Annotated in this window: 32 protein-coding genes; all 32 read right to left on the bottom strand. The window is 68.2% G+C overall.

Annotated elements, in window-relative coordinates:
• Positions 1 to 8: 8 nt before the first annotated feature.
• The 32 genes from truA to rplC all read right to left on the bottom strand — a co-directional run bounded on the left by truA (position 9) and on the right by rplC (position 18,301).
• The gene (gene truA / locus HHX33_RS08290) at positions 9 to 899 is read right to left on the bottom strand and encodes a tRNA pseudouridine(38-40) synthase TruA (RefSeq protein WP_182874082.1); all 891 of its coding nucleotides are present in this window, start codon (positions 897 to 899) and stop codon (positions 9 to 11) included.
• Between the two features lie 87 nt (positions 900 to 986).
• Positions 987 to 1,523 carry a 50S ribosomal protein L17 gene (gene rplQ, locus HHX33_RS08295; RefSeq protein WP_182874083.1) on the bottom strand — a complete coding sequence of 179 codons (537 nt, stop codon included), beginning with the start codon at positions 1,521 to 1,523 and terminating at the stop codon, positions 987 to 989.
• Between the two features lie 146 nt (positions 1,524 to 1,669).
• Complete coding sequence (locus tag HHX33_RS08300) at positions 1,670 to 2,686, bottom strand: DNA-directed RNA polymerase subunit alpha (protein ID WP_030508347.1); 1,017 nt, start codon at positions 2,684 to 2,686, stop codon at positions 1,670 to 1,672.
• Positions 2,687 to 2,843: 157 nt separating this feature from the next.
• The gene (gene rpsD / locus HHX33_RS08305; protein ID WP_111699892.1) at positions 2,844 to 3,470 is read right to left on the bottom strand and encodes a 30S ribosomal protein S4; all 627 of its coding nucleotides are present in this window, start codon (positions 3,468 to 3,470) and stop codon (positions 2,844 to 2,846) included.
• A gap of 20 nt (positions 3,471 to 3,490) precedes the next feature.
• The gene (gene rpsK / locus HHX33_RS08310) at positions 3,491 to 3,895 is read right to left on the bottom strand and encodes a 30S ribosomal protein S11 (protein ID WP_020542285.1); all 405 of its coding nucleotides are present in this window, start codon (positions 3,893 to 3,895) and stop codon (positions 3,491 to 3,493) included.
• Positions 3,896 to 3,989: 94 nt separating this feature from the next.
• Positions 3,990 to 4,370: a 30S ribosomal protein S13 gene (gene rpsM, locus HHX33_RS08315; RefSeq protein ID WP_111699893.1), complete on the bottom strand. Its 381-nt coding sequence runs from the start codon at positions 4,368 to 4,370 to the stop codon at positions 3,990 to 3,992.
• Positions 4,371 to 4,594: 224 nt separating this feature from the next.
• Positions 4,595 to 4,708: a 50S ribosomal protein L36 gene (gene rpmJ / locus HHX33_RS08320; RefSeq protein WP_003956441.1), complete on the bottom strand. Its 114-nt coding sequence runs from the start codon at positions 4,706 to 4,708 to the stop codon at positions 4,595 to 4,597.
• Between the two features lie 46 nt (positions 4,709 to 4,754).
• Positions 4,755 to 4,976, bottom strand: coding sequence for a translation initiation factor IF-1 (gene infA / locus HHX33_RS08325; protein ID WP_030508344.1), 222 nt, complete (start codon positions 4,974 to 4,976; stop codon positions 4,755 to 4,757).
• Positions 4,977 to 5,225: 249 nt separating this feature from the next.
• Entirely contained in the window at positions 5,226 to 5,678 is a 453-nt protein-coding gene (locus tag HHX33_RS08330; RefSeq protein ID WP_111699894.1) for a DUF1707 SHOCT-like domain-containing protein, read from the bottom strand.
• A gap of 65 nt (positions 5,679 to 5,743) precedes the next feature.
• Complete coding sequence (map, locus tag HHX33_RS08335) at positions 5,744 to 6,586, bottom strand: type I methionyl aminopeptidase (protein WP_182874084.1); 843 nt, start codon at positions 6,584 to 6,586, stop codon at positions 5,744 to 5,746.
• Positions 6,587 to 6,672: 86 nt separating this feature from the next.
• Positions 6,673 to 7,326: an adenylate kinase gene (locus HHX33_RS08340; RefSeq protein WP_111699895.1), complete on the bottom strand. Its 654-nt coding sequence runs from the start codon at positions 7,324 to 7,326 to the stop codon at positions 6,673 to 6,675.
• The gene (secY, locus tag HHX33_RS08345) at positions 7,326 to 8,633 is read right to left on the bottom strand and encodes a preprotein translocase subunit SecY (protein WP_182874085.1); all 1,308 of its coding nucleotides are present in this window, start codon (positions 8,631 to 8,633) and stop codon (positions 7,326 to 7,328) included. The genes HHX33_RS08340 and secY overlap by 1 nt, the downstream gene beginning before the upstream one ends.
• A gap of 181 nt (positions 8,634 to 8,814) precedes the next feature.
• Positions 8,815 to 9,270, bottom strand: a complete 456-nt coding sequence (gene rplO / locus HHX33_RS08350; RefSeq protein WP_111699898.1) for a 50S ribosomal protein L15 — start codon at positions 9,268 to 9,270, stop codon at positions 8,815 to 8,817.
• Positions 9,271 to 9,272: 2 nt separating this feature from the next.
• The gene (rpmD, locus tag HHX33_RS08355; protein WP_111699899.1) at positions 9,273 to 9,455 is read right to left on the bottom strand and encodes a 50S ribosomal protein L30; all 183 of its coding nucleotides are present in this window, start codon (positions 9,453 to 9,455) and stop codon (positions 9,273 to 9,275) included.
• Positions 9,456 to 9,457: 2 nt separating this feature from the next.
• Positions 9,458 to 10,090, bottom strand: coding sequence for a 30S ribosomal protein S5 (gene rpsE, locus HHX33_RS08360; protein ID WP_030508336.1), 633 nt, complete (start codon positions 10,088 to 10,090; stop codon positions 9,458 to 9,460).
• Positions 10,091 to 10,154: 64 nt separating this feature from the next.
• Positions 10,155 to 10,538: a 50S ribosomal protein L18 gene (gene rplR / locus HHX33_RS08365; RefSeq protein WP_111699900.1), complete on the bottom strand. Its 384-nt coding sequence runs from the start codon at positions 10,536 to 10,538 to the stop codon at positions 10,155 to 10,157.
• 2 nt (positions 10,539 to 10,540) lie between these two features.
• Positions 10,541 to 11,083 carry a 50S ribosomal protein L6 gene (rplF, locus tag HHX33_RS08370; RefSeq protein WP_111699901.1) on the bottom strand — a complete coding sequence of 181 codons (543 nt, stop codon included), beginning with the start codon at positions 11,081 to 11,083 and terminating at the stop codon, positions 10,541 to 10,543.
• A gap of 18 nt (positions 11,084 to 11,101) precedes the next feature.
• Complete coding sequence (rpsH, locus tag HHX33_RS08375) at positions 11,102 to 11,500, bottom strand: 30S ribosomal protein S8 (RefSeq protein WP_111699902.1); 399 nt, start codon at positions 11,498 to 11,500, stop codon at positions 11,102 to 11,104.
• 111 nt (positions 11,501 to 11,611) lie between these two features.
• Complete coding sequence (locus HHX33_RS08380; protein WP_030451489.1) at positions 11,612 to 11,797, bottom strand: type Z 30S ribosomal protein S14; 186 nt, start codon at positions 11,795 to 11,797, stop codon at positions 11,612 to 11,614.
• Positions 11,798 to 11,799: 2 nt separating this feature from the next.
• Positions 11,800 to 12,384 (bottom strand): 50S ribosomal protein L5, encoded by a 585-nt coding sequence (rplE, locus tag HHX33_RS08385; protein WP_182874086.1) that lies wholly within the window; start codon positions 12,382 to 12,384, stop codon positions 11,800 to 11,802.
• Positions 12,384 to 12,683: a 50S ribosomal protein L24 gene (rplX, locus tag HHX33_RS08390; RefSeq protein ID WP_133305957.1), complete on the bottom strand. Its 300-nt coding sequence runs from the start codon at positions 12,681 to 12,683 to the stop codon at positions 12,384 to 12,386. Before rplX ends, rplE begins: the two co-directional genes overlap by 1 nt.
• 8 nt (positions 12,684 to 12,691) lie before the next feature.
• Positions 12,692 to 13,060 (bottom strand): 50S ribosomal protein L14, encoded by a 369-nt coding sequence (gene rplN, locus HHX33_RS08395; protein ID WP_030508330.1) that lies wholly within the window; start codon positions 13,058 to 13,060, stop codon positions 12,692 to 12,694.
• Positions 13,061 to 13,247: 187 nt separating this feature from the next.
• Positions 13,248 to 13,553 (bottom strand): 30S ribosomal protein S17, encoded by a 306-nt coding sequence (gene rpsQ, locus HHX33_RS08400; RefSeq protein ID WP_111699905.1) that lies wholly within the window; start codon positions 13,551 to 13,553, stop codon positions 13,248 to 13,250.
• On the bottom strand, positions 13,546 to 13,782 hold the full coding sequence (gene rpmC, locus HHX33_RS08405) for a 50S ribosomal protein L29 (protein WP_030508328.1): 237 nt from the start codon (positions 13,780 to 13,782) through the stop codon (positions 13,546 to 13,548). Before rpmC ends, rpsQ begins: the two co-directional genes overlap by 8 nt.
• Positions 13,782 to 14,201 (bottom strand): 50S ribosomal protein L16, encoded by a 420-nt coding sequence (gene rplP / locus HHX33_RS08410; protein ID WP_030508327.1) that lies wholly within the window; start codon positions 14,199 to 14,201, stop codon positions 13,782 to 13,784. The genes rpmC and rplP overlap by 1 nt, the downstream gene beginning before the upstream one ends.
• 2 nt (positions 14,202 to 14,203) lie before the next feature.
• Positions 14,204 to 15,052, bottom strand: a complete 849-nt coding sequence (gene rpsC / locus HHX33_RS08415; RefSeq protein WP_111699906.1) for a 30S ribosomal protein S3 — start codon at positions 15,050 to 15,052, stop codon at positions 14,204 to 14,206.
• Entirely contained in the window at positions 15,052 to 15,405 is a 354-nt protein-coding gene (gene rplV / locus HHX33_RS08420; protein WP_111699907.1) for a 50S ribosomal protein L22, read from the bottom strand. The genes rpsC and rplV overlap by 1 nt, the downstream gene beginning before the upstream one ends.
• 33 nt (positions 15,406 to 15,438) lie before the next feature.
• Positions 15,439 to 15,717, bottom strand: coding sequence for a 30S ribosomal protein S19 (gene rpsS / locus HHX33_RS08425; RefSeq protein ID WP_055506384.1), 279 nt, complete (start codon positions 15,715 to 15,717; stop codon positions 15,439 to 15,441).
• Between the two features lie 11 nt (positions 15,718 to 15,728).
• Positions 15,729 to 16,565, bottom strand: coding sequence for a 50S ribosomal protein L2 (gene rplB, locus HHX33_RS08430; protein WP_111699908.1), 837 nt, complete (start codon positions 16,563 to 16,565; stop codon positions 15,729 to 15,731).
• 130 nt (positions 16,566 to 16,695) lie between these two features.
• On the bottom strand, positions 16,696 to 16,998 hold the full coding sequence (gene rplW / locus HHX33_RS08435) for a 50S ribosomal protein L23 (RefSeq protein ID WP_111699909.1): 303 nt from the start codon (positions 16,996 to 16,998) through the stop codon (positions 16,696 to 16,698).
• Positions 16,998 to 17,648 (bottom strand): 50S ribosomal protein L4, encoded by a 651-nt coding sequence (gene rplD / locus HHX33_RS08440; RefSeq protein ID WP_111699910.1) that lies wholly within the window; start codon positions 17,646 to 17,648, stop codon positions 16,998 to 17,000. Before rplD ends, rplW begins: the two co-directional genes overlap by 1 nt.
• Entirely contained in the window at positions 17,645 to 18,301 is a 657-nt protein-coding gene (rplC, locus tag HHX33_RS08445) for a 50S ribosomal protein L3 (RefSeq protein ID WP_111699911.1), read from the bottom strand. The genes rplD and rplC overlap by 4 nt, the downstream gene beginning before the upstream one ends.
• Positions 18,302 to 18,311 lie beyond the last annotated feature (10 nt).

Genomic DNA, 18,311 nt, shown 5'->3' on the forward strand with positions numbered 1-18,311 from the left:
GCCCGGCTTCAGGCGGTCGGCGTACGGACCCGGCGCGTGGCGGCGGCGCGCCGGGCCAGCTCCCCGGGCTCCGGGTAGCGCACCTCCTCCAGCGTCAGCCCGTGCGCGGGCGCGACGTGCACCCCGGAGTCCCGTACGGCTCTCGCCAGCACCTCGCCGGGCCACCCGACGGGCCGCCTGCCCTCCCCCACGGTCAGCAGCGAGCCGACCAGCGCCCGGACCATCGAGTGGCAGAAGGCGTCGGCGACCACGGTGGCGAGCAGGATCCCGTCCTCGCCCCTGACCCAGTCGAGACGCTGCAACTCGCGGATCGTGGTCGCGCCCTCCCGCCTCCGGCAGAACGCGGCGAAGTCGTGCTCCCCCAGCAGGCGGGCGGCGGCGGCGTTCAGCAGGCCGACGTCGAGCGGGCGGGCGTACCAGAGCACCTCGCGCCGCCGCAGCGGGTCGACCCCGCCCGGCGCGTCGCCGACGCGGTAGCCGTACCGGCGTGACAGCGCGGAGAAACGGGCGTCGAAGCCCTCGGGTGCCACGCTGACGGCGTGAACCCGCACATCGGGGGGCAGGACACCGGCCAGCCGCCGCGTCAGCGTAGCGAGCAGCTCAGCGCCGCGCTCACGCCACGCCTCCTCCGGGTCCTCGGGGGCGGGCTCGCGCCCGGACGCGAACGCCACGGTCGCGGCGAGCGGCACGTCGACGTGCGCCACCTGTCCCCGCGCGTGGACGCCCGCGTCGGTGCGGCCCGCGACGGTCAGCGACGGCGCGGGGTCCAGGCGCAGGATCCGGCCGAGCGCGTCCTCGATCTCCCCCTGCACGGTCCGCCGCCCCGGCTGCCGGGCCCATCCCGAGAAATCGGTGCCGTCGTAGCCGAGGTCCAGCCTCAGCCGTAGTTCTCGCTCCACGACATCCCTCGTACCGGTCCGGAAAACGAAGAACGGGCCCAGCGTCCCCCGGAAGGGAAACTGAGCCCGCTCACGGAGCCTGTGGGATCAGGCCTCGTCCTTCTTCTCACCCTGCGCCGTCTCCTCCGACGACTCGGCGGCGGCCTCGGGAGCCTCGGCGGCCTCGTCCTGCGCCGCGGGCGTCTCCTCGGCTTCCGCCTCCACCGGAGCGGCGGCGGGCGCGGCCTGCGCGGCCGGAGCCGTACGGGTGGTCCGCACCGGGTTGAGCTGCTCGGTCACCAGCTCGATGATCGCCATGGGAGCGGCGTCGCCCTTGCGCGGGCCGAGCTTGGTGATCCGGGTGTAGCCACCGGGACGCTCGGCGAACGTCGGCGCGATCTCGGTGAAGAGGTGGTGGAGGACGCCCTTGTCGCGGACGACCGTCAGCACCTGGCGACGGTTGTGGATGTCGCCCTTCTTCGCCTTGGTGATCAGCTTCTCGGCGAGCGGGCGGAGGCGCTTCGCCTTGGCCTCGGTGGTGCGCACCCGGCCGTTCTCGAACAGCGCGGTGGCGAGGTTCGCCAGGATCAGCCGCTCGTGGGCCGGGCTGCCGCCGAAGCGGGGGCCCTTGGTGGGCTTGGGCATTTCATGCTCCTCATGGATAACCCGCCCCGGCCGTGTCAGGTACCGGGGTCGGGCCGACCGGCGTGCCGGTCGTGACTGTCATCGCCGTTTCGTGCCGCCTCGCGGGGCGGCACGAAACGGTGGTGCCACTGCTCGAAGACGAGCGATCAGTACTGCTCGGTCTCGATGAATCCGCCGTCCTCGTCGTCGTACCCGCCGCCGGCCACGGCGGAGGGGTCGAACCCGGGCGGGGAGTCCTTGAGAGCGAGGCCCATCTCGTGCAGCTTCTGCTTGACCTCTTCGATCGACTTGGCGCCGAAGTTGCGGATGTCCAGCAGGTCCTGCTCGCTGCGGGCGACGAGCTCACCCACGGTGTGGATGCCCTCGCGCTTGAGGCAGTTGTAGGAGCGAACCGTGAGGTTGAGCTCCTCGATCGGCAGCGCCAGGTCGGCCGCCAGGGCGGCGTCCGTCGGCGACGGGCCGATGTCGATGCCCTCGGCCTCGACGTTGAGCTCGCGAGCCAGGCCGAACAGCTCGACCAGGGTCTTGCCGGCCGAGGCCACCGCGTCGCGGGGCTTCATGGACGGCTTGGTCTCGACGTCGAGGATCAGGCGGTCGAAGTCCGTGCGCTGCTCGACACGGGTGGCCTCGACCTTGTAGGTGACCTTGAGGACCGGGGAGTAGATCGAGTCGATCGGAATCCGCCCGATCTCCTGGCCCGGCTGCTTGTTCTGCGCGGCGGAGACGTAGCCGCGACCGCGCTCGACGGTCAGCTCCATCTCCAGCTTCGCCTTGCCGTTCAGCGTGGCGATGTGCAGGTCGGGGTTGTGCACCTCGACACCGGCCGGCGGCGCGATGTCGGCCGCGGTCACCTCACCGGGACCCTGCTTGCGCAGGTACATCACCACGGGCTCGTCGTGCTCGGAGGAGACGACCAGCGACTTGAGGTTCAGGATGATGTCGGTGACGTCTTCCTTGACCCCGGGCACGGTCGAGAACTCGTGCAGCACGCCCTCGATGCGGATGCTGGTGACGGCCGCCCCCGGGATGGAGGACAGCAGCGTGCGCCGCAGCGAGTTGCCGATGGTGTAGCCGAAGCCCGGCTCCAGCGGCTCGATGATGAACCTGGACCGGTGCTCCTCGAGCGACTCCTCCTGGAGGCTCGGGCGCTGTGCGATGAGCATGTGGTTACTCCTGACCGGGATCCCCCGTGTCGCTCCGAACGAGGGGTCCCTCGGTTACGGCGACGCCCGCTATTTGACGCCGCTCGCCTACAACCAATGATGCCGTACGGCCGGGAATGCGCCGGGCCGTACGGCGTCACGAGGTCGCCGGGCTCTGTTACTTCGAGTAGAGCTCGACGATGAGCTGCTCCTGGACCAGCGTGTCGATCTGCTGGCGGACCGGGAGCTGGTGCACGAGGACGCGCAGGTTCTCGGCGGATGCGCCCAGCCAGGCCGGGACGGTCTTGTCGCCGGCGGTCGCGCGGGCCACCTCGTACGGGAGCAGGTTGCGCGACTTCTCGCGGACCTCGATGATGTCGTGCTCGCGCACGCGGTACGACGGGATGTCGACCTTCTTGCCGTTCACGAGGAAGTGGCCGTGGCGCACCTGCTGGCGGGCCGCGTCCCGCGACTCGGCGAAGCCGGCGCGGTAGACCACGTTGTCGAGACGGCTCTCCAGGATCTGGAGAAGGTTCTCACCCGTCTTGCCGGCCTTGCGGTTGGCTTCCTCGTAGTAGTTGTGGAACTGCTTCTCGAGGACGCCGTAGATCCGGCGGGTCTTCTGCTTCTCACGGAGCTGGAGCTGGTACTCCGACTCCTTGGGACGGCCGCGGCCGTGCTCACCCGGCGGGTACGGGCGGATCTCGATGGGGCACTTCGCGGACTCGCACTTCTTGCCCTTGAGGAAGAGCTTCGTCTTCTCACGACGGCAGAGCTTGCAGTCCGGACCCGTGTAACGAGCCATTTCTCTCTACTCTCCTGAGCTCAGACGCGGCGGCGCTTGGGCGGACGGCAGCCGTTGTGCGGGACCGGGGTCACGTCCTGGATGGACCCGACCTCGAGGCCGGTCGCCTGCAGCGAACGGATCGCGGTCTCACGGCCGGAACCGGGGCCCTTGACGAAGACGTCGACCTTCCGCATGCCGTGCTCCATGGCGCGGCGGGCGGCGTTCTCGGCCGCCATCTGCGCGGCGAACGGGGTGGACTTGCGGGAGCCCTTGAACCCGACGTGGCCGGCGCTGGCCCAGGAGATCACGTTCCCGTTCGGGTCGGTGATCGAAACGATCGTGTTGTTGAACGTGCTCTTGATGTGGGCGTGCCCGTGAGCGACGTTCTTCTTTTCCTTGCGGCGCACCTTCTTCGGTGCGCCCTGGCGGCTCTTCGGCGGCATTTAAGCGCTGTCTCCTGGAATGTGGCTGCTTGCCCCATCCCCTGGACCTTCCAACCGGTGTCACCGGCGAGATCCTCGGGCCGGGGCCTAAGGACTACTTCTTGCCGGGCTTCTTCTTGCCGGCGACGGTCTTCTTCTTGCCCTTGCGGGTGCGCGCGTTCGTCTGCGTCCGCTGACCGTGGACGGGCAGGCCCTTGCGGTGCCGGATGCCCTGGTAACAGCCGATCTCGATCTTGCGCCGGATGTCGGCCTGGACCTCGCGCCGGAGGTCACCCTCGATCTTGTAGTTCGCCTCGATGTAGTCACGCATCGGGATGATCTCGGCGTCCGTGAGCTGGTGGACGCGCAGATCGGGGCTGATTCCGGTCGCGTCAAGGATCTCCTTGGCGCGGGTGCGGCCGATTCCGAAAATGTAGGTGAGAGCGATCTCCAGCCGCTTGTCGCGGGGGAGGTCGACGCCAACCAGGCGAGCCATGGTCGGGCATTCTCCTTCGATGTGGCGGAGGTCTTACGCCTCGCTTCCCCTCCCATGCCCGGGCGAGGGCCCCGGCCTCCGACCGGGGGTCTCCCGCGTGGTACGGCTTTCGCCGCCTGCGCGGGTGCGAGACGCGACTACAGTGTTCGGCCCTCACGCGGGTCGAGCCCGTCACGTGGACGGACTCACCTGCGGGCCTGGTGGCGACGTGTCTGAGCGGAAACTCAGCCCTGGCGCTGCTTGTGGCGCAGGTTGTCGCAGATCACCATGACGCGACCGTGCCGGCGGATCACCTTGCACTTGTCGCAGATCTTCTTGACGCTCGGCTTGACCTTCATAGTCCTTATTCGTTCCGCATACGGGCCCGTCCACAGACGGAGGGGCCTACTTGTACCGGTAGACGATCCGCCCACGGCTGAGGTCGTAGGGGCTCAGTTCCACGACCACCCGGTCATCGGGAAGGATCCGGATGTAGTGCATCCGCATCCGCCCGCTGATGTGGGCCAGGACCTTGTGACCGTTGTCGAGCTGCACCCGGAACATGGCGTTCGGGAGCGACTCAATAACAGTGCCCTCAATCTCGATGGCGCCGTCTTTCTTGGCCATGGCCCTCGCGTTTCGCTGATCGGATCGTCAGAGGCTTCGGAACACTAAGCAGCCGCGACCTTCGGGCGCTTCCAGAGAGCGGCGACCAGCCAGGTCGCCTGAGCGCGAAAGGTCATAGTGAACCGACAAAGGAGTGTACGACAACCCGGGCCGAAATGCGAAACGACGGCAGGGGTCCCGACACAACCAGATCACAGCCTACCCCGGCGAGGGCGTACGGCCAACGCCCGGCGGGACGCCGGGCGCGGATCAGCGACGCCGCCGGGGCTTCGCGGCGACGCCGATGAGAGTGCCGGCGAGGAGGACGGTGCCCCACGGGCCCATGACCCAGAGCGGCCAGGGATAGACGAAGTGCCCCGAGGTGACCCCGATGGTCAGCCAGACCATCCAGTTCACGGCGGTGATCCCCGCCCAGCCGGCCCACGCCGCCTTCAGCGCGGTCCGCGCCTTGTCGTCACGCCGGGCGGGCAGGGGCCTGTCGCTCTCCGCCGCCGCGGCGGCGGGCAGGCGGTGCAGGTCGATCTCGGGCAGGTCGGCGGTCAGCGTGGCCAGTTCGCCGTACGTGCGGCTCCGGTAGAGCTGCTCAAGCCGATCGTTGAACTCCTCGACGCTGAGCCTGCCCTCGGCCACGTGCTCCCGCAGAGCCGCGGCGACCCGGTCCCGGTCGCCGTCCGAAGCCCGCATCTCGGGCGTAGCCGCCATCACCATCTCCCGGTCATCGGAACGTTACGCCCCATTATGGTTCACGCGCCGTCCCGGCGGGCCGATCAGGGAGTGGTGTCTCCGGTCTCAGGGGTAACCCCTGCCTCCGCCCGGGGGAACCGCGAGGCGCCGCCGTCGAGTGCGGTGAGCACGAGCGGGCCGTCCTCCGTCACCGCGACGCTGTGCTCGAAGTGGGCGGAGGGCTTGCCGTCGATGGTGACGACCGTCCAGTCGTCGTCGAGCACCCGGGTCCTGTCGGTGCCGAGGTTCACCATGGGCTCGATCGCGAAGCACATGCCCGCCTCGAACTTGGGACCGCGCCCGGGACGGCCGTGGTTGGCCACCCAGGGGTCCATGTGCATCTCCGTGCCGATCCCGTGCCCGCCGTACTCCTGGGGGATGCCGTAGCGGCCCTGGGAGCGCACGTAGCGCTCGACCTGGAAGCCGATGTCGGACAGGTGCCCGCCGACCCGCAGGGCGGCGATGCCGCGCCACATGGCCTCCTCGGTCACCCGCATGAGCTCGGTCAGCGCCGGGTCGACCGCTCCGATCCCCACGGTGATCGCGGAGTCGCCGTGCCACCCGTCGAGGATCGCGCCGCAGTCGATGGAGATGATGTCGCCCTCACGGAGCTTGCGGCGGTCGGTGGGGATGCCGTGGACGACCTCGTCGTTCACCGAGGCGCAGATCGTGGCGGGAAAGCCCTGGTAGCCCTTGAACGACGGGATCGCGCCCTCGTTCCGGATGGCCTCCTCGGCGACGACGTCGAGATCCAGCGGCGTCATGCCGGGCTGCACGGTCGTCCGCAGCAGCTCGAGCGTACGGGCGACGACCAGGCCGGCCGCCCGCATCTTCTCCACCTGCGCGGCGCTCTTGAGCTGAATGCCGTGTCTGTTCTTCTTGAACACGTAACGCACCCCCTCTCGAAATTGTCCCATATAAGCCTGAACGCCACCCCATGATGTGGGGTGGCGTTCCCGGCCGTGGTAACGACTCAGTCGGCGAACCGCCGCAGCGCCGACATCGCCCGTTGCGTGATCTCCTCGACCGGGCCGGTCGCGTCGACGCCCTGGAGGATGCCCTCGTCGGCGTAGAAGGAGATCAGTGGCGCCGTCTGCTCCTGGTAGACCTCCAGGCGCCGCCTGATGGTCTCCTCGCGGTCGTCGTCCCGCTGGAAGAGCTCGCCCCCGCAGGCGTCGCAGACGCCCTCCGCGGCGGGCGGGTCGAACACCAGGTGCCACACCTTCCCGCAGGAGCGGCAGGTGCGGCGGCCCGCCAGGCGCCGTACGACCTCGTCGTCCTCGACGACCAGGTTGAGGACGACGTCCAGCGTGGTGCCGAACTCCGCCAGCATCTTCTTGAGGACCTCGGCCTGGGGCACGTTGCGGGGGAAGCCGTCGAGGAGGAAGCCCTCCTTGGCGTCGTCCTCGGAGAGCCGGTCACGGACCATGGCGACCGTCACCTCGTCGGGGACGAGGTCGCCGCGGTCCATGTACTCCTTGGCGAGCCTGCCGAGCTCCGTGCCGCCGGAGACGTTGGCACGGAAGATGTCGCCTGTCGAGATTTTCGGGATCGACAGGTGCGATGCGATGAACTGGGCCTGCGTCCCCTTACCCGCTCCGGGGGGCCCTACCAGGACGACGCGCACTATCTCAGGAAGCCCTCGTAGTTGCGCTGCTGGAGCTGGCTCTCGATCTGCTTGACCGTGTCCAGACCCACACCAACCATGATCAGAATGCTGGTCCCTCCGAACGGGAAGTTCTGGCTCGCTCCGGCCACCGCCAGCGCGATGATCGGGATGAGCGAGATGACACCCAGATACGGAGCGCCGGCGGCCGTGAGCCGCGTGAGCACGTAGTTGAGGTACTCGGCGGTCGGCCGGCCCGGACGGATGCCCGGGATGAACCCACCGTACTTCTTCATGTTGTCAGCCACTTCCGGGGGGTTGAAAGTGATGGACACGTAGAAGTACGTGAAGAAGATGATCAGTAGGAAGAACACGGTCATGTAGATCGGGTGGTCGCCCCGCACCATGTTCTGGGCCAGCCACTCGATCACCGCGTTCGGCTGGCTGCTGTTGCCGAACAGCGTCACCAGGAGCTGCGGAAGGTACAGCAGCGACGAGGCGAAGATGACCGGGATGATGCCGGCCTGGTTCACCTTGAGCGGGATGTAGGTCGAGGTGCCGCCGTACATCCTGCGGCCGACCATCCGCTTGGCGTACTGCACCGGGATGCGGCGCTGCGCCTGCTCGATGAAGACGACGACGCCGATCATCACGACACCGACGACCATCACCACGACGAACTTGAACGGGCTGAGCCGGTAGATGTTGATCAGCTCGGACGGGAAGACGGCGATGACCTGGGTGAAGATCAGGATCGACATGCCGTTGCCGACGCCCCGGTCGGTCACGAGCTCGCCCAGCCACATGATCACCGCGGTACCGGCGGTCATCGTGACGACCATGGTCACGAGGGGGAAGATCTCCTGGCTGAGGAGGACCTGCTCCTTGCAGCTCGGGAAGAGCTGCCCGCTGCGGGCCAGCGCGATGAACGCGGTCGACTGCAGCACCGCGAGCCCGATGGTCAGGTACCGCGTGTACTGCGTGATCTTCGCGGTGCCCGCCTGGCCCTCCTTCTTCAGGGCCTCGAGCCGCGGGATGACCACGGTCAGCAGTTGCAGGATGATGCTGGCGGTGATGTAGGGCATGATGCCCAGTGCGAAGACTGAAAGTTTCAGCAGGGCTCCGCCGCTGAACAGCTGCACCATCCCGTAGATGTTGCCGGCGTCCCCTGCCTGGGCCTGGTCGAGACACAGGGCGACGTTCTGGGCGTTGACGCCCGGAGTGGGAAGCACCGAGCCCAGCCGGAACAGCGCGATGATGCCCAAAGTGAAGAGCAGCTTCTTGCGCAGGTCCGGCGTCCGGAAAGCCCGGGTAATCGCGGTCAGCACGGTCCCTCCTGCGCGCCTGTGACGCGGTAACGGTCGGCGATGGCCCGCGAGGCGTCCATCGACGAAACTTCTTGCCAAAGAGCTTGTTCGGCCACGGTCGGAGCCGTGTGCCAGGCGAACTCTAACGCACTACGGGCGCGGAGGCTCATAACGAACCTCCGCGCCTCGTGCAGCCTCATGCCTACAGCTCGGAAACCGAGCCACCGGCCGCGGCGATCTTCTCCTTCGCGCTGGCGGAGAAGGCGTGCGCCTGCACGTTCACCGCCACGGAGATGTCACCGGTGCCCAGCACCTTCACGGGCTGGTTCTTGCGAACCGCGCCCTTGGCCACCAGGTCGTCGAGCGTGACGTCGCCACCCTGGGGGAACAGCTCCCCGAGCCTGTCCAGGTTGACGACCTGGTAGGTCGTCTTGAACAGGGAGTTGGAGAAGCCCTTCAGCTTCGGCAGCCGCCGCTGGAGCGGAACCTGGCCACCCTCGAAGCCCGGCATCACGGAGGTGCGGGCCCTGGTGCCCTTGGTGCCGCGGCCGGCCGTCTTGCCCTTGGACGCCTCGCCGCGGCCCTTGCGGGTCTTGGCCTTGTTGGCGCCGGGGGCAGGACGGAGGTCGTGGATCTTGAGCGGAGCGTTCTCGGTCATGACTAGTCGACCTCCTCAACCTCGACGAGGTGCGACACCTTGGCGACCATGCCCCGGATCTCCGGGCGGTCCTCCTTGACGACGACGTCGCCGATTCGCTTCAGGCCCAGCGAACGCAGCGAGTCACGCTGGTTCTGCTGGCCACCGATCTTGGACCGGGTCTGAGTGATCCTCAGCCGTGCCATCGTCAGCTCACCGCCTTGGCGGCCGCCGCGGCCTCGGCGAGACCCTCCGCGCGGGCCTTGAGCATCGCCTTGGGAGCGACGTCCTCGATCGGCAGGCCACGGCGGGCGGCGATCTCCTCGGGCCTGCTGAGGCCCTTCAGAGCCGCCACGGTGGCGTGCACGATGTTGATCGGGTTGTCCGAGCCGAGCGACTTGGACAGCACGTCGTGGATCCCGGCGCACTCCAGGACCGCGCGCACCGGACCACCCGCGATGACACCCGTACCGGGCGAGGCCGGACGCAGGAGGACGACGCCGGCGGCGTCCTCGCCCTGCACCGGGTGCGGGATCGTGCCCTGGATCCGCGGGACCTTGAAGAAGTGCTTCTTGGCCTCCTCGACGCCCTTGGCGATCGCCGCGGGCACCTCCTTGGCCTTGCCGTAGCCGACCCCGACGAGGCCGTTGCCGTCGCCGACGATGACCAGCGCGGTGAAGCTGAAGCGCCGGCCGCCCTGGACGACCTTGGCCACACGGTTGATCTTTACGACGCGCTCGATGTACGAGACGCCCTTGTCTGCGGCGCCACCGCGGCGGTCATCACGACGGTCACGCCGCTCGCCACCGCCGCCGGCACCGCGACGCGGAGCTGCAGCCATCAGTGGTTCCTCTTCTCGTTGCTCTTGGGACGGGCCGCCGGTCGCGGCCTCCGGACCGGAGCCATCAGAACTCCAGCCCGCCTTCACGGGCGCTGTCCGCGAGAGCGGCGATGCGCCCCGCGTAGCGGTTGCCACCACGGTCGAACACGACGGCGGTGATCCCGGCGCTCTTGGCCCGCTGAGCGAGAAGCTCGCCGACCTTCTTCGCCTTCTCGGTCTTGTCACCCTCGGACCCGCGCAGCGAGACGTCCATGGTGGACGCGCTCACCAGCGTGTGGCCCTGGGTGTCGTCGACGATCTGCACGAACAGGTGACGCGTGGACCGGTTGACGACCAGACGCGGACGCTCGGTGGTGCCGAACACGTTCTTGCGGACGCGGTTGTGACGGCGGGCCCGGGAGACCGTGCGGGCGGCCGTGTGCTTGCCGAACGCAGTCTTTCCAGCCATGCCTACTTACCAGCCTTTCCGACCTTGCGGCGGACAACCTCGCCCTGGTAGCGCACGCCCTTGCCCTTGTACGGGTCCGGCTTGCGCAGCTTCCTGATGTTGGCGGCGACCTCGCCGACCTTCTGCTTGTCGATGCCGTCCACGTGGAACAGGGTCGGCCTCTCGACGCGGAAGGTGACGCCCTCGGGAGCGTCGATGATCACCGGGTGGCTGAAGCCAAGCGAGAACTCCAGCTGCGTCGGGCCCTTGGCCGCGACGCGATAACCGACGCCGACGATCTCCAGCGTCTTCGTGTAGCCCTGCGTGACGCCCGCCACCATGTTGGCGATGAGCGTGCGGGACAGACCGTGCAGCGCCCGGACCCGGTTCTCGTCGTTCGGGCGGGAGACGGCGATGTTGCCGTCCTCACCGCGCGAGACCTCGATGGGCTCGGCGACCGTGTGCGTGAGCGTGCCCTTGGGTCCCTTGACCTGGACCGCCCGGCCGTCGATCGTGATGTCGACACCCGCCGGTACGGGGATGGGCAGCCGTCCGATTCGCGACATGCTGGGTTCCTCCCCTCGTTACCAGACGTAGGCGAGGACTTCCCCGCCCACTCCACGCTTGCTCGCCTGCCGGTCCGTCATGAGACCGCCGGACGTCGAGATGATCGCGACGCCCAGACCGCCCAGAACGCGGGGCAGGTTGTCCTTCTTTGCGTAGACCCGCAGACCGGGCTTCGACACCCGGCGCAGGCCGGCGATGGAGCGCTCGCGGGTGGGGCCGAACTTCAGCTCCATCACGAGGTTCTTGCCAACCTTCGCGTCCTCGACGCTCCAGCCCTGGATGTAGCCCTCCTGCTGGAGGATCTCCGCGATGTGTGCCTTGATCTTCGAGTAAGGCATGCTCACGGTGTCGTGATAGGCCGAGTTCGCGTTCCGCAGACGCGTCAGCATGTCTGCGATCGGGTCGGTCATCGTCATGGCCGGTGGCCTTCCTCACCGCGGTTTCCCCGATGGGACCTTCGGTGCGGTCGTGGGCGCTGTGGTCAGCGCCCGGTTGATAAGACTTCTGTACGGCTGGCCCGCGAGGGCTTACCAGCTGGACTTGGTGATGCCGGGCAGCTCGCCCCGGTGCGCCATCTCGCGGAAGCACACGCGGCAGAGCCCGAACTTGCGGTAGACAGCGCGGGGACGGCCGCAGCGCGAACACCGAGTGTACGCCCGGACCTCGAACTTCTGCTTGCGCGCTGCCTTGACCTTCAGCGACGTCTTCGCCATGATCAGGCCTCCTTGAAGGGGAAACCGAGGAGCTTCAGCAGCGCCCGGCCCTGCTCGTCGTTCTTCGCGGTGGTCACGACCGTGATGTCCATGCCCCGCTGCCGGTCCACCTTGTCCTGGTCGACCTCGTGGAACATGACCTGCTCCGTGAGACCGAAGGTGTAGTTGCCGTTGCCGTCGAACTGCTTCGGCGACAGGCCCCGGAAGTCCCGGATACGCGGCAGCGCCAGGGACAGCAGACGGTCGAGGAACTCCCACATGCGGTCGCCGCGCAGCGTGACGTGCGCGCCGATCGGCATGCCCTCGCGCAGCTTGAACTGCGCGATGGACTTGCGGGCGCGGGCGACGGCCGGCTTCTGGCCGGTGATCGCGGTCAGGTCGCGCACGGCGCCCTCGATGAGCTTCGAGTCGCGAGCGGCCTCGCCGACGCCCATGTTCACCTTGATCTTGGTGATCGTGGGCACCAGCATGATGTTCTCGATGCCGAACTCCTCGCGCAGCTTCGCGATGATCTCTTCGCGGTAGCGCTGCTTGAGGCGCGGAACGGTGCGCCCGGTCTCAGTAGACGCGGTAGTCGTGGCGGTCATCAGCTGTCCTCACCCGTCGCCTCGGCGTCGCCCTTCGCGGCGGCCTTCTTCTCGGGCTTCTTCTCGTCATCCTTGAGCTTCTTGACGTTGCTCACGTGGATGGGAGCCTCCATGGTCTGCACGCCGCCTTCCTTGGCGCCGCGCGGTCCCTGGTTGGTGACCTTGGAGTGCTTCTTGATCATGTTGACGCCCTCGACCACCACGCGCTCCCTGTCGGGGTACGCGGCGATGATCCGGCCCTTGGCGCCCTTGTCCTTGCCGGCGATGACCTGGACGAGGTCGCCCTTCTTCACGTGCAGCTTCGGCATCACAGCACCTCCGGCGCGAGCGAGATGATGCGCATGAACTTCTTGTCGCGCAGTTCACGGCCCACCGGGCCGAAGATGCGGGTGCCCCGCGGGTCGCCGCTGTCCTTGATGATGACCGCGGCGTTCTCGTCGAAGCGGATGTAGGAGCCGTCGGGGCGGCGGCGCTCCTTCACGGTGCGCACCACGACAGCCTTGACAACGTCGCCTTTCTTAACGCCTCCGCCGGGAATGGCGTCCTTCACCGTGCCCACGATGATGTCGCCGATTCCCGCGTAGCGCCGACCCGAGCCGCCGAGCACGCGGATGCAGAGAATCTCCTTAGCACCCGTGTTGTCGGCGACCTTGAGCCGCGACTCCTGCTGGATCACGTCTACTCCTGTGTGTCGTGCCGGTTCTCACCCTGTGGTGAGCCTGGCCGAACCCGATGTGGTCTTTTTCCCCCGGCGACAGCCTGTGACCGCCGCCGCGGGCGGACCGGGCCGATGGACGGCCCCGCCCCTTGGACACCGTCGTGGGGGGTGGTCTCCCACCCCCCACGAGGCGCGTCTGTGTGTGTTACTTGGCCTTCTCGAGGATCTCCACGACCCGCCACCGCTTGGTGGCGGACAGCGGCCGGGTCTCCATCAGGAGGACGCGGTCGCCGACGCCGCAGACATTCTGCTCGTCGTGGGCCTTGTACTTGGTCGTCCGACGGATGACCTTGCCGTACAGCGGGTGCTTGACGCGGTCCTCGACGGCGACGACGACGGTCTTGTCCATCTTGTCGCTGACGACCAGGCCCTCACGGGTCTTGCGGTAGTTCCGCGCCACGGTGGCGTCGGTGCTCGCGTCGGTGGTCTGGGTCTCGGTTGCTTCAGACATCGCTCGGCTCCTTCTCGACCGTGACGATGCCGAGCTCGCGCTCGCGCATCACGGTGTAGATACGGGCGATCTCGCGGCGGACGGCGCGCAGCCGCCCGTGGCTCTCCAACTGCCCCGTCGCCGACTGGAAGCGGAGGTTGAACAGCTCCTCCTTGGCTTCCTTCAGCTTCTGGACCAGGACCTCCTGGTCCTCGACACGCAGCTCCGCGGCGGTCAGACCCTTAGCCATCACGCCTCACCCACTTCACGCTTGACGAAACGGCACTTCATGGGGAGCTTGTGCATCGCGCGCCGCATGGCCTCGCGGGCCACGGGCTCGGCGACGCCGGAGAGCTCGAACATGACACGGCCGGGCTTGACATTGGCGATCCACCACTCCGGAGAGCCCTTACCGGAACCCATGCGGGTCTCGGCCGGCTTCTTCGTGAGGGGGCGGTCCGGGAAGATGTTGATCCACACCTTGCCGCCACGGCGGATGTGCCGGGTCATGGCGATACGAGCGGCCTCGATCTGGCGGTTGGTCACATAGCTGTGCTCAAGCGCCTGGATGCCGAACTCGCCGAAGACGACCCTGGTGCCGCCCTTGGCGGCGCCGCTGCGGTCGGGCCGGTGCTGCTTACGGTGCTTGACCCTGCGCGGGATCAGCATGGTCAGCTCCCTTCAGCACCCGGCTGCTCCGCCGGGCCGGTCTCGGGGGCGGCCTGCGCGGCCGCCTCGGTCCTGGGTGCGCGGTCGGGACGACCGGCACCGCCACGACGAGGACGGTCGCCGCCACCGCGACGGGGACGGTCGCCCGCGCCACCACGACGGTCGTCGCGCTCACGACGCTGGCCCGCACGGGCGCCGGCCGCGGCCGCCTCCCGCTCGGAACGGCTGGTCGGAGCCTCGCCCTTGTAGATCCACACCTTCACGCCGATCCGGCCGAAGGTGGTACGGGCCTCGTAGAAGCCGTAGTCGACGTCCGCGCGGAGCGTGTGCAGGGGCACGCGGCCCTCGCGGTAGAACTCCGAGCGCGACATCTCGGCGCCGCCCAGACGGCCGGCGCACTGCACCCGGATGCCCTTGGCGCCGCTCTTCATGGCGGACTGCATGGCCTTGCGCATGGCCCGGCGGAACGAGACGCGGCTGGACAGCTGCTCGGCCACGCCCTGCGCGACGAGCTGTGCGTCGATCTCGGGGTTCTTCACCTCGAGGATGTTCAGCTGGACCTGCTTCTTGGTCAGCTTCTCCAGGTCGCCGCGGATGCGGTCGGCCTCCGCGCCGCGGCGGCCGATGACGATGCCCGGCCGGGCGGTGTGGATGTCGACCTGGACGCGGTCGGTCGTACGCTCGATCTCGACCTTGGAGATGCCGGCCCGCTCCATGCCCTTCTGCAGCATGCGACGGATCGCCACGTCCTCGGCGACGTACGACTTGTACAGCTTGTCGGCGTACCACCGGCTCTTGAAGTCGGTCGTGATGCCGAGGCGGAACCCGTGCGGGTTAACCTTCTGGCCCACTAGCGGGTCCTTCCCTTCGGCTCGCGGGACTCCACGATCACGGTGATGTGGCTGGTCCGCTTGTTGATCCGATAGGCACGACCCTGGGCGCGCGGGCGGAAACGCTTGAGGGTCGGCCCCTCGTCGACCCACGCGCGGCTCACGAAGAGCGTCTCCCGGTCGAGCTTGAAATTGTGCTCAGCGTTCGCGATCGCGCTCGAGAGCACCTTGTAAACGGTCTCGCTCGCCGACTGGGGAGCGAACTGCAGCACGGCCTGCGCCTCCGAAGCGGGCAGCCCGCGAATGAGGTCCACCACACGGCGGGCCTTCCGGGGCGTGTGGCGCGCGAACCGCGCCTGTGCCCTGGCTTCCATCGCTTTCTCCTCTAACTGCTGGCTTGAAGGCGCTTACCGCCGGCTGCGGCGGTCTTCCTTGACGTGGCTGCGGAACGTCCGCGTGGGGGCGAACTCACCGAGCTTGTGACCGATCATCGAGTCGGTGACGAACACCGGGACGTGCTTACGGCCGTCGTGCACGGCGATCGTGTGGCCGATCATGTCGGGCACGATCATGGAGCGCCGCGACCACGTCTTGATGACGTTCTTGGTGCCCTTCTCGTTCTGGGCGTCCACCTTCTTCTGCAGGTGGTCGTCCACGAAGGGACCCTTCTTAAGACTACGTGGCATATCGGCTGCTCCTACCGCTTCTTCCTCTTGCTCCGACGACGGATGATCAGCCGGTCGCTCGGCTTATTCGGCTGGCGCGTGCGGCCCTCGGGCTTGCCCTTCGGGTTCACCGGGTGGCGACCACCGGAGGTCTTGCCCTCACCACCACCGTGCGGGTGGTCGACCGGGTTCATGGCGACACCGCGGACCGTGGGGCGCTTGCCCTTCCAGCGGTTGCGGCCGGCCTTACCGATGTTGATGTTGGACTGCTCGGCGTTGCCCACCTGGCCCACCGAGGCCCGGCACCGCACGTCGACCTGGCGCATTTCTCCGGACGGCATACGCAGCGTGGCGTACATGCCCTCCTTGGCGAGCAGCTGGATCTGCGCGCCGGCGCTGCGACCGAGCTTGGCGCCGCCACCGGGGCGAAGCTCCACCGCGTGGATGAAGGTACCGGTCGGGATGTTGCGCAGCGGCAGGCAGTTGCCCGGCTTGATGTCGGCCGTGGGGCCGTTCTCGACCTGGTCACCCTGCTTGAGGCCGGCCGGGGCGAGGATGTAGCGCTTCTCGCCGTCGGCGTAGTGCAGCAGCGCGATGCGGGAGGTGCGGTTCGGGTCGTACTCGATGTGCGCGACCTTGGCCGGGATCCCGTCCTTGTCGTGGCGGCGGAAGTCGATGATCCGGTAGGCGCGCTTGTGCCCGCCTCCCTGGTGCCGGGCGGTCACCCGGCCGTGGACGTTGCGGCCGCCCTTGCTGTGCAGTGGGGCAAGCAGCGACTTCTCCGGCGTGCTGCGCGTGATCTCGGCGAAGTCCGAGACGCTCGCGCCGCGCCGACCCGGAGTCGTCGGCTTGTACTTACGGATGCCCATCTTTTTCGTTCATCCTTCGTCGGTTCGTACCGGTCGGGGTCCGCCTCACGGCGGTCCCCCCGGTGCTCTCTTTCCCGGGGCCGGTCCCTCGCACGGTGGCGAGGGGCCCCTCTCCCCGCTGCGGCAGGTGCTAGCCGATCTGACCGAAGATGTCGATCCGCTCGCCCTCGGCCAGGCTCACGATCGCCCGCTTGGTGGTCGGGCGCTGGCCGTAGCCGTACTTGGTCCGCTTGCGCTTGCCCTGGCGGTTGATCGTGTTCACGCCGGTCACCTTGACGCCGAAGATCTGCTCGACGGCGATCTTCACCTGCGTCTTGTTGGCACCCTTGCGCACCAGGAACGTGTACTTGTTGTGCTCATCGATCAGGCCGTAGCTCTTCTCGGAGACGATCGGCTTGAGGATGATGTCACGCGGGTCGGCGATCTTCTGCATCAGGCCTCTTCCTTCCCGCTGTTCGCCAGACGCGCCACGACCTGGTCGTAGGCCTCACGGGTGAAGACCACGTCGTCGTGGCAGAGTACGTCGTAGGTGTTGAGCTGCCCCGAGTCCAGCAGGTGGACCTCGGGGGCGTTGCGCAGGCTGAGCCAGGTGAGCTCGTCGTTCTCGTCGACCACGACGAGAACGCTGCGGGCCTGCGTGATCTTCCGCAGCGCCTCCAGGGCGGCGCGGGTCCCGGGCGTGTCACCCGTGACCAGACCGCTCACCACGTGGACGCGGCCGCCGCCGGCGCGGTCGGACAGCGCGCCCTTCAGGGCCGCCGCCTTCATCTTCTTGGGCGTCCGCTGCTCGTACGAGCGCGGCTGCGGGCCGTGGACGACGCCGCCACCGGCGAACTGCGGAGCGCGGGTCGAACCCTGGCGCGCGCGGCCGGTGCCCTTCTGCCGGTACGGCTTCTTGCCGCCGCCGGAGACGTTGCCGCGGGTCTTGGTGGCGTGGGTGCCCTGCCGGCGCGCGGCGAGCTGGGCGACGACCACCTGGTGGATCAGCGGGACGTTGACCTTGGCGCCGAAGACCTCCTCAGGGAGGTCGACGGTCCCCGCCTTGGCGCCGCTGGCGTCGAGGACGTCGATGGTCGTGGTCACTTGGCAGCAACCCCCTTCTTGGCGGCGGTGCGGAGGAGAACCAGGCTGCCGTTGGCGCCGGGGATCGCACCCTTGATCAGGATGAGGCCCTTCTCGGCGTCCACGGCGTGCACCTTGAGGCTCTGGACCGTCGTGCGCACGTTGCCCATCCGGCCGGCCATGCGCAGGCCCTTGAAGACGCGGCCCGGGGTGGCGCATCCGCCGATGGAACCCGGGGAGCGGTGCTTGCGCTGGGTACCGTGCGAGGCGCCGAGACCGCGGAAGTTGTGGCGCTTCATGACACCGGCGAAGCCCTTGCCCTTGCTCTTGCCGGTGACGTCGACGTACTGCCCGGCCTCGAAGGCGTCGGCGAGGATCTCCTGGCCGAGCGTGTACTCGGAGGCGTCGTCGGTGCGGACCTCGGCGAAGTAGCGGCGCGGCGTGATGTCGTGCTTGCGGAGGTAGTCGCCCAGGGGCTTGTTGACCTTACGAGGGTCGATCTGCCCGTAGCCGAGCTGGACGGCGGAGTAGCCGTCCTTCTCCGGAGTGCGGACCCGGGTCACCACGCACGGACCGGCCTCGACGACGGTGACCGGGATCACCCGGTTCGTCTCGTCGAAGACCTGGGTCATGCCGAGCTTCTTGCCCAGGACGCCCTTGATCTGCTTAGCCATGTCAGTGCGT

Source organism: Microbispora sp. H10670, assembly GCF_014161385.1.
Classification (GTDB): Bacteria; Actinomycetota; Actinomycetes; order Streptosporangiales; family Streptosporangiaceae; genus Microbispora; species Microbispora triticiradicis.

Bases quoted from the DNA above. Each gene is read 5' to 3' on its own strand.
- rpsE (WP_030508336.1), bottom strand. From the start codon at position 10,090: ATGGCTGCAGCTCCGCGTCGCGGTGCCGGCGGCGGTGGCGAGCGGCGT.
- rpsQ (WP_111699905.1), bottom strand. From the start codon at position 13,553: ATGTCTGAAGCAACCGAGACCCAGACCACCGACGCGAGCACCGACGCC.
- HHX33_RS08330 (WP_111699894.1), bottom strand. From the start codon at position 5,678: ATGGCGGCTACGCCCGAGATGCGGGCTTCGGACGGCGACCGGGACCGG.
- rpsK (WP_020542285.1), bottom strand. From the start codon at position 3,895: ATGCCGCCGAAGAGCCGCCAGGGCGCACCGAAGAAGGTGCGCCGCAAG.
- rplB (WP_111699908.1), bottom strand. From the start codon at position 16,565: ATGGGCATCCGTAAGTACAAGCCGACGACTCCGGGTCGGCGCGGCGCG.
- rpsM (WP_111699893.1), bottom strand. From the start codon at position 4,370: ATGGCTCGCCTGGTTGGCGTCGACCTCCCCCGCGACAAGCGGCTGGAG.
- rplW (WP_111699909.1), bottom strand. From the start codon at position 16,998: ATGCAGAAGATCGCCGACCCGCGTGACATCATCCTCAAGCCGATCGTC.
- HHX33_RS08300 (WP_030508347.1), bottom strand. From the start codon at position 2,686: ATGCTCATCGCACAGCGCCCGAGCCTCCAGGAGGAGTCGCTCGAGGAG.
- rpmC (WP_030508328.1), bottom strand. From the start codon at position 13,782: ATGGCTAAGGGTCTGACCGCCGCGGAGCTGCGTGTCGAGGACCAGGAG.
- rpsS (WP_055506384.1), bottom strand. From the start codon at position 15,717: ATGCCACGTAGTCTTAAGAAGGGTCCCTTCGTGGACGACCACCTGCAG.
- rplF (WP_111699901.1), bottom strand. From the start codon at position 11,083: ATGTCGCGAATCGGACGGCTGCCCATCCCCGTACCGGCGGGTGTCGAC.
- rplO (WP_111699898.1), bottom strand. From the start codon at position 9,270: ATGACCGAGAACGCTCCGCTCAAGATCCACGACCTCCGTCCTGCCCCC.
- rpmD (WP_111699899.1), bottom strand. From the start codon at position 9,455: ATGGCACGGCTGAGGATCACTCAGACCCGGTCCAAGATCGGTGGCCAG.
- rplV (WP_111699907.1), bottom strand. From the start codon at position 15,405: ATGGAAGCCAGGGCACAGGCGCGGTTCGCGCGCCACACGCCCCGGAAG.
- rplC (WP_111699911.1), bottom strand. From the start codon at position 18,301: ATGGCTAAGCAGATCAAGGGCGTCCTGGGCAAGAAGCTCGGCATGACC.
- rpsD (WP_111699892.1), bottom strand. From the start codon at position 3,470: ATGGCTCGTTACACGGGTCCGGACTGCAAGCTCTGCCGTCGTGAGAAG.
- rplP (WP_030508327.1), bottom strand. From the start codon at position 14,201: ATGCTGATCCCGCGCAGGGTCAAGCACCGTAAGCAGCACCGGCCCGAC.
- rplE (WP_182874086.1), bottom strand. From the start codon at position 12,384: ATGACCGCCACGACTACCGCGTCTACTGAGACCGGGCGCACCGTTCCG.
- HHX33_RS08380 (WP_030451489.1), bottom strand. From the start codon at position 11,797: ATGGCGAAGACGTCGCTGAAGGTCAAGGCAGCGCGCAAGCAGAAGTTC.
- rpsH (WP_111699902.1), bottom strand. From the start codon at position 11,500: ATGACGATGACCGACCCGATCGCAGACATGCTGACGCGTCTGCGGAAC.
- rplQ (WP_182874083.1), bottom strand. From the start codon at position 1,523: ATGCCCAAGCCCACCAAGGGCCCCCGCTTCGGCGGCAGCCCGGCCCAC.
- infA (WP_030508344.1), bottom strand. From the start codon at position 4,976: ATGGCCAAGAAAGACGGCGCCATCGAGATTGAGGGCACTGTTATTGAG.
- rplR (WP_111699900.1), bottom strand. From the start codon at position 10,538: ATGGCTGGAAAGACTGCGTTCGGCAAGCACACGGCCGCCCGCACGGTC.
- rpmJ (WP_003956441.1), bottom strand. From the start codon at position 4,708: ATGAAGGTCAAGCCGAGCGTCAAGAAGATCTGCGACAAGTGCAAGGTG.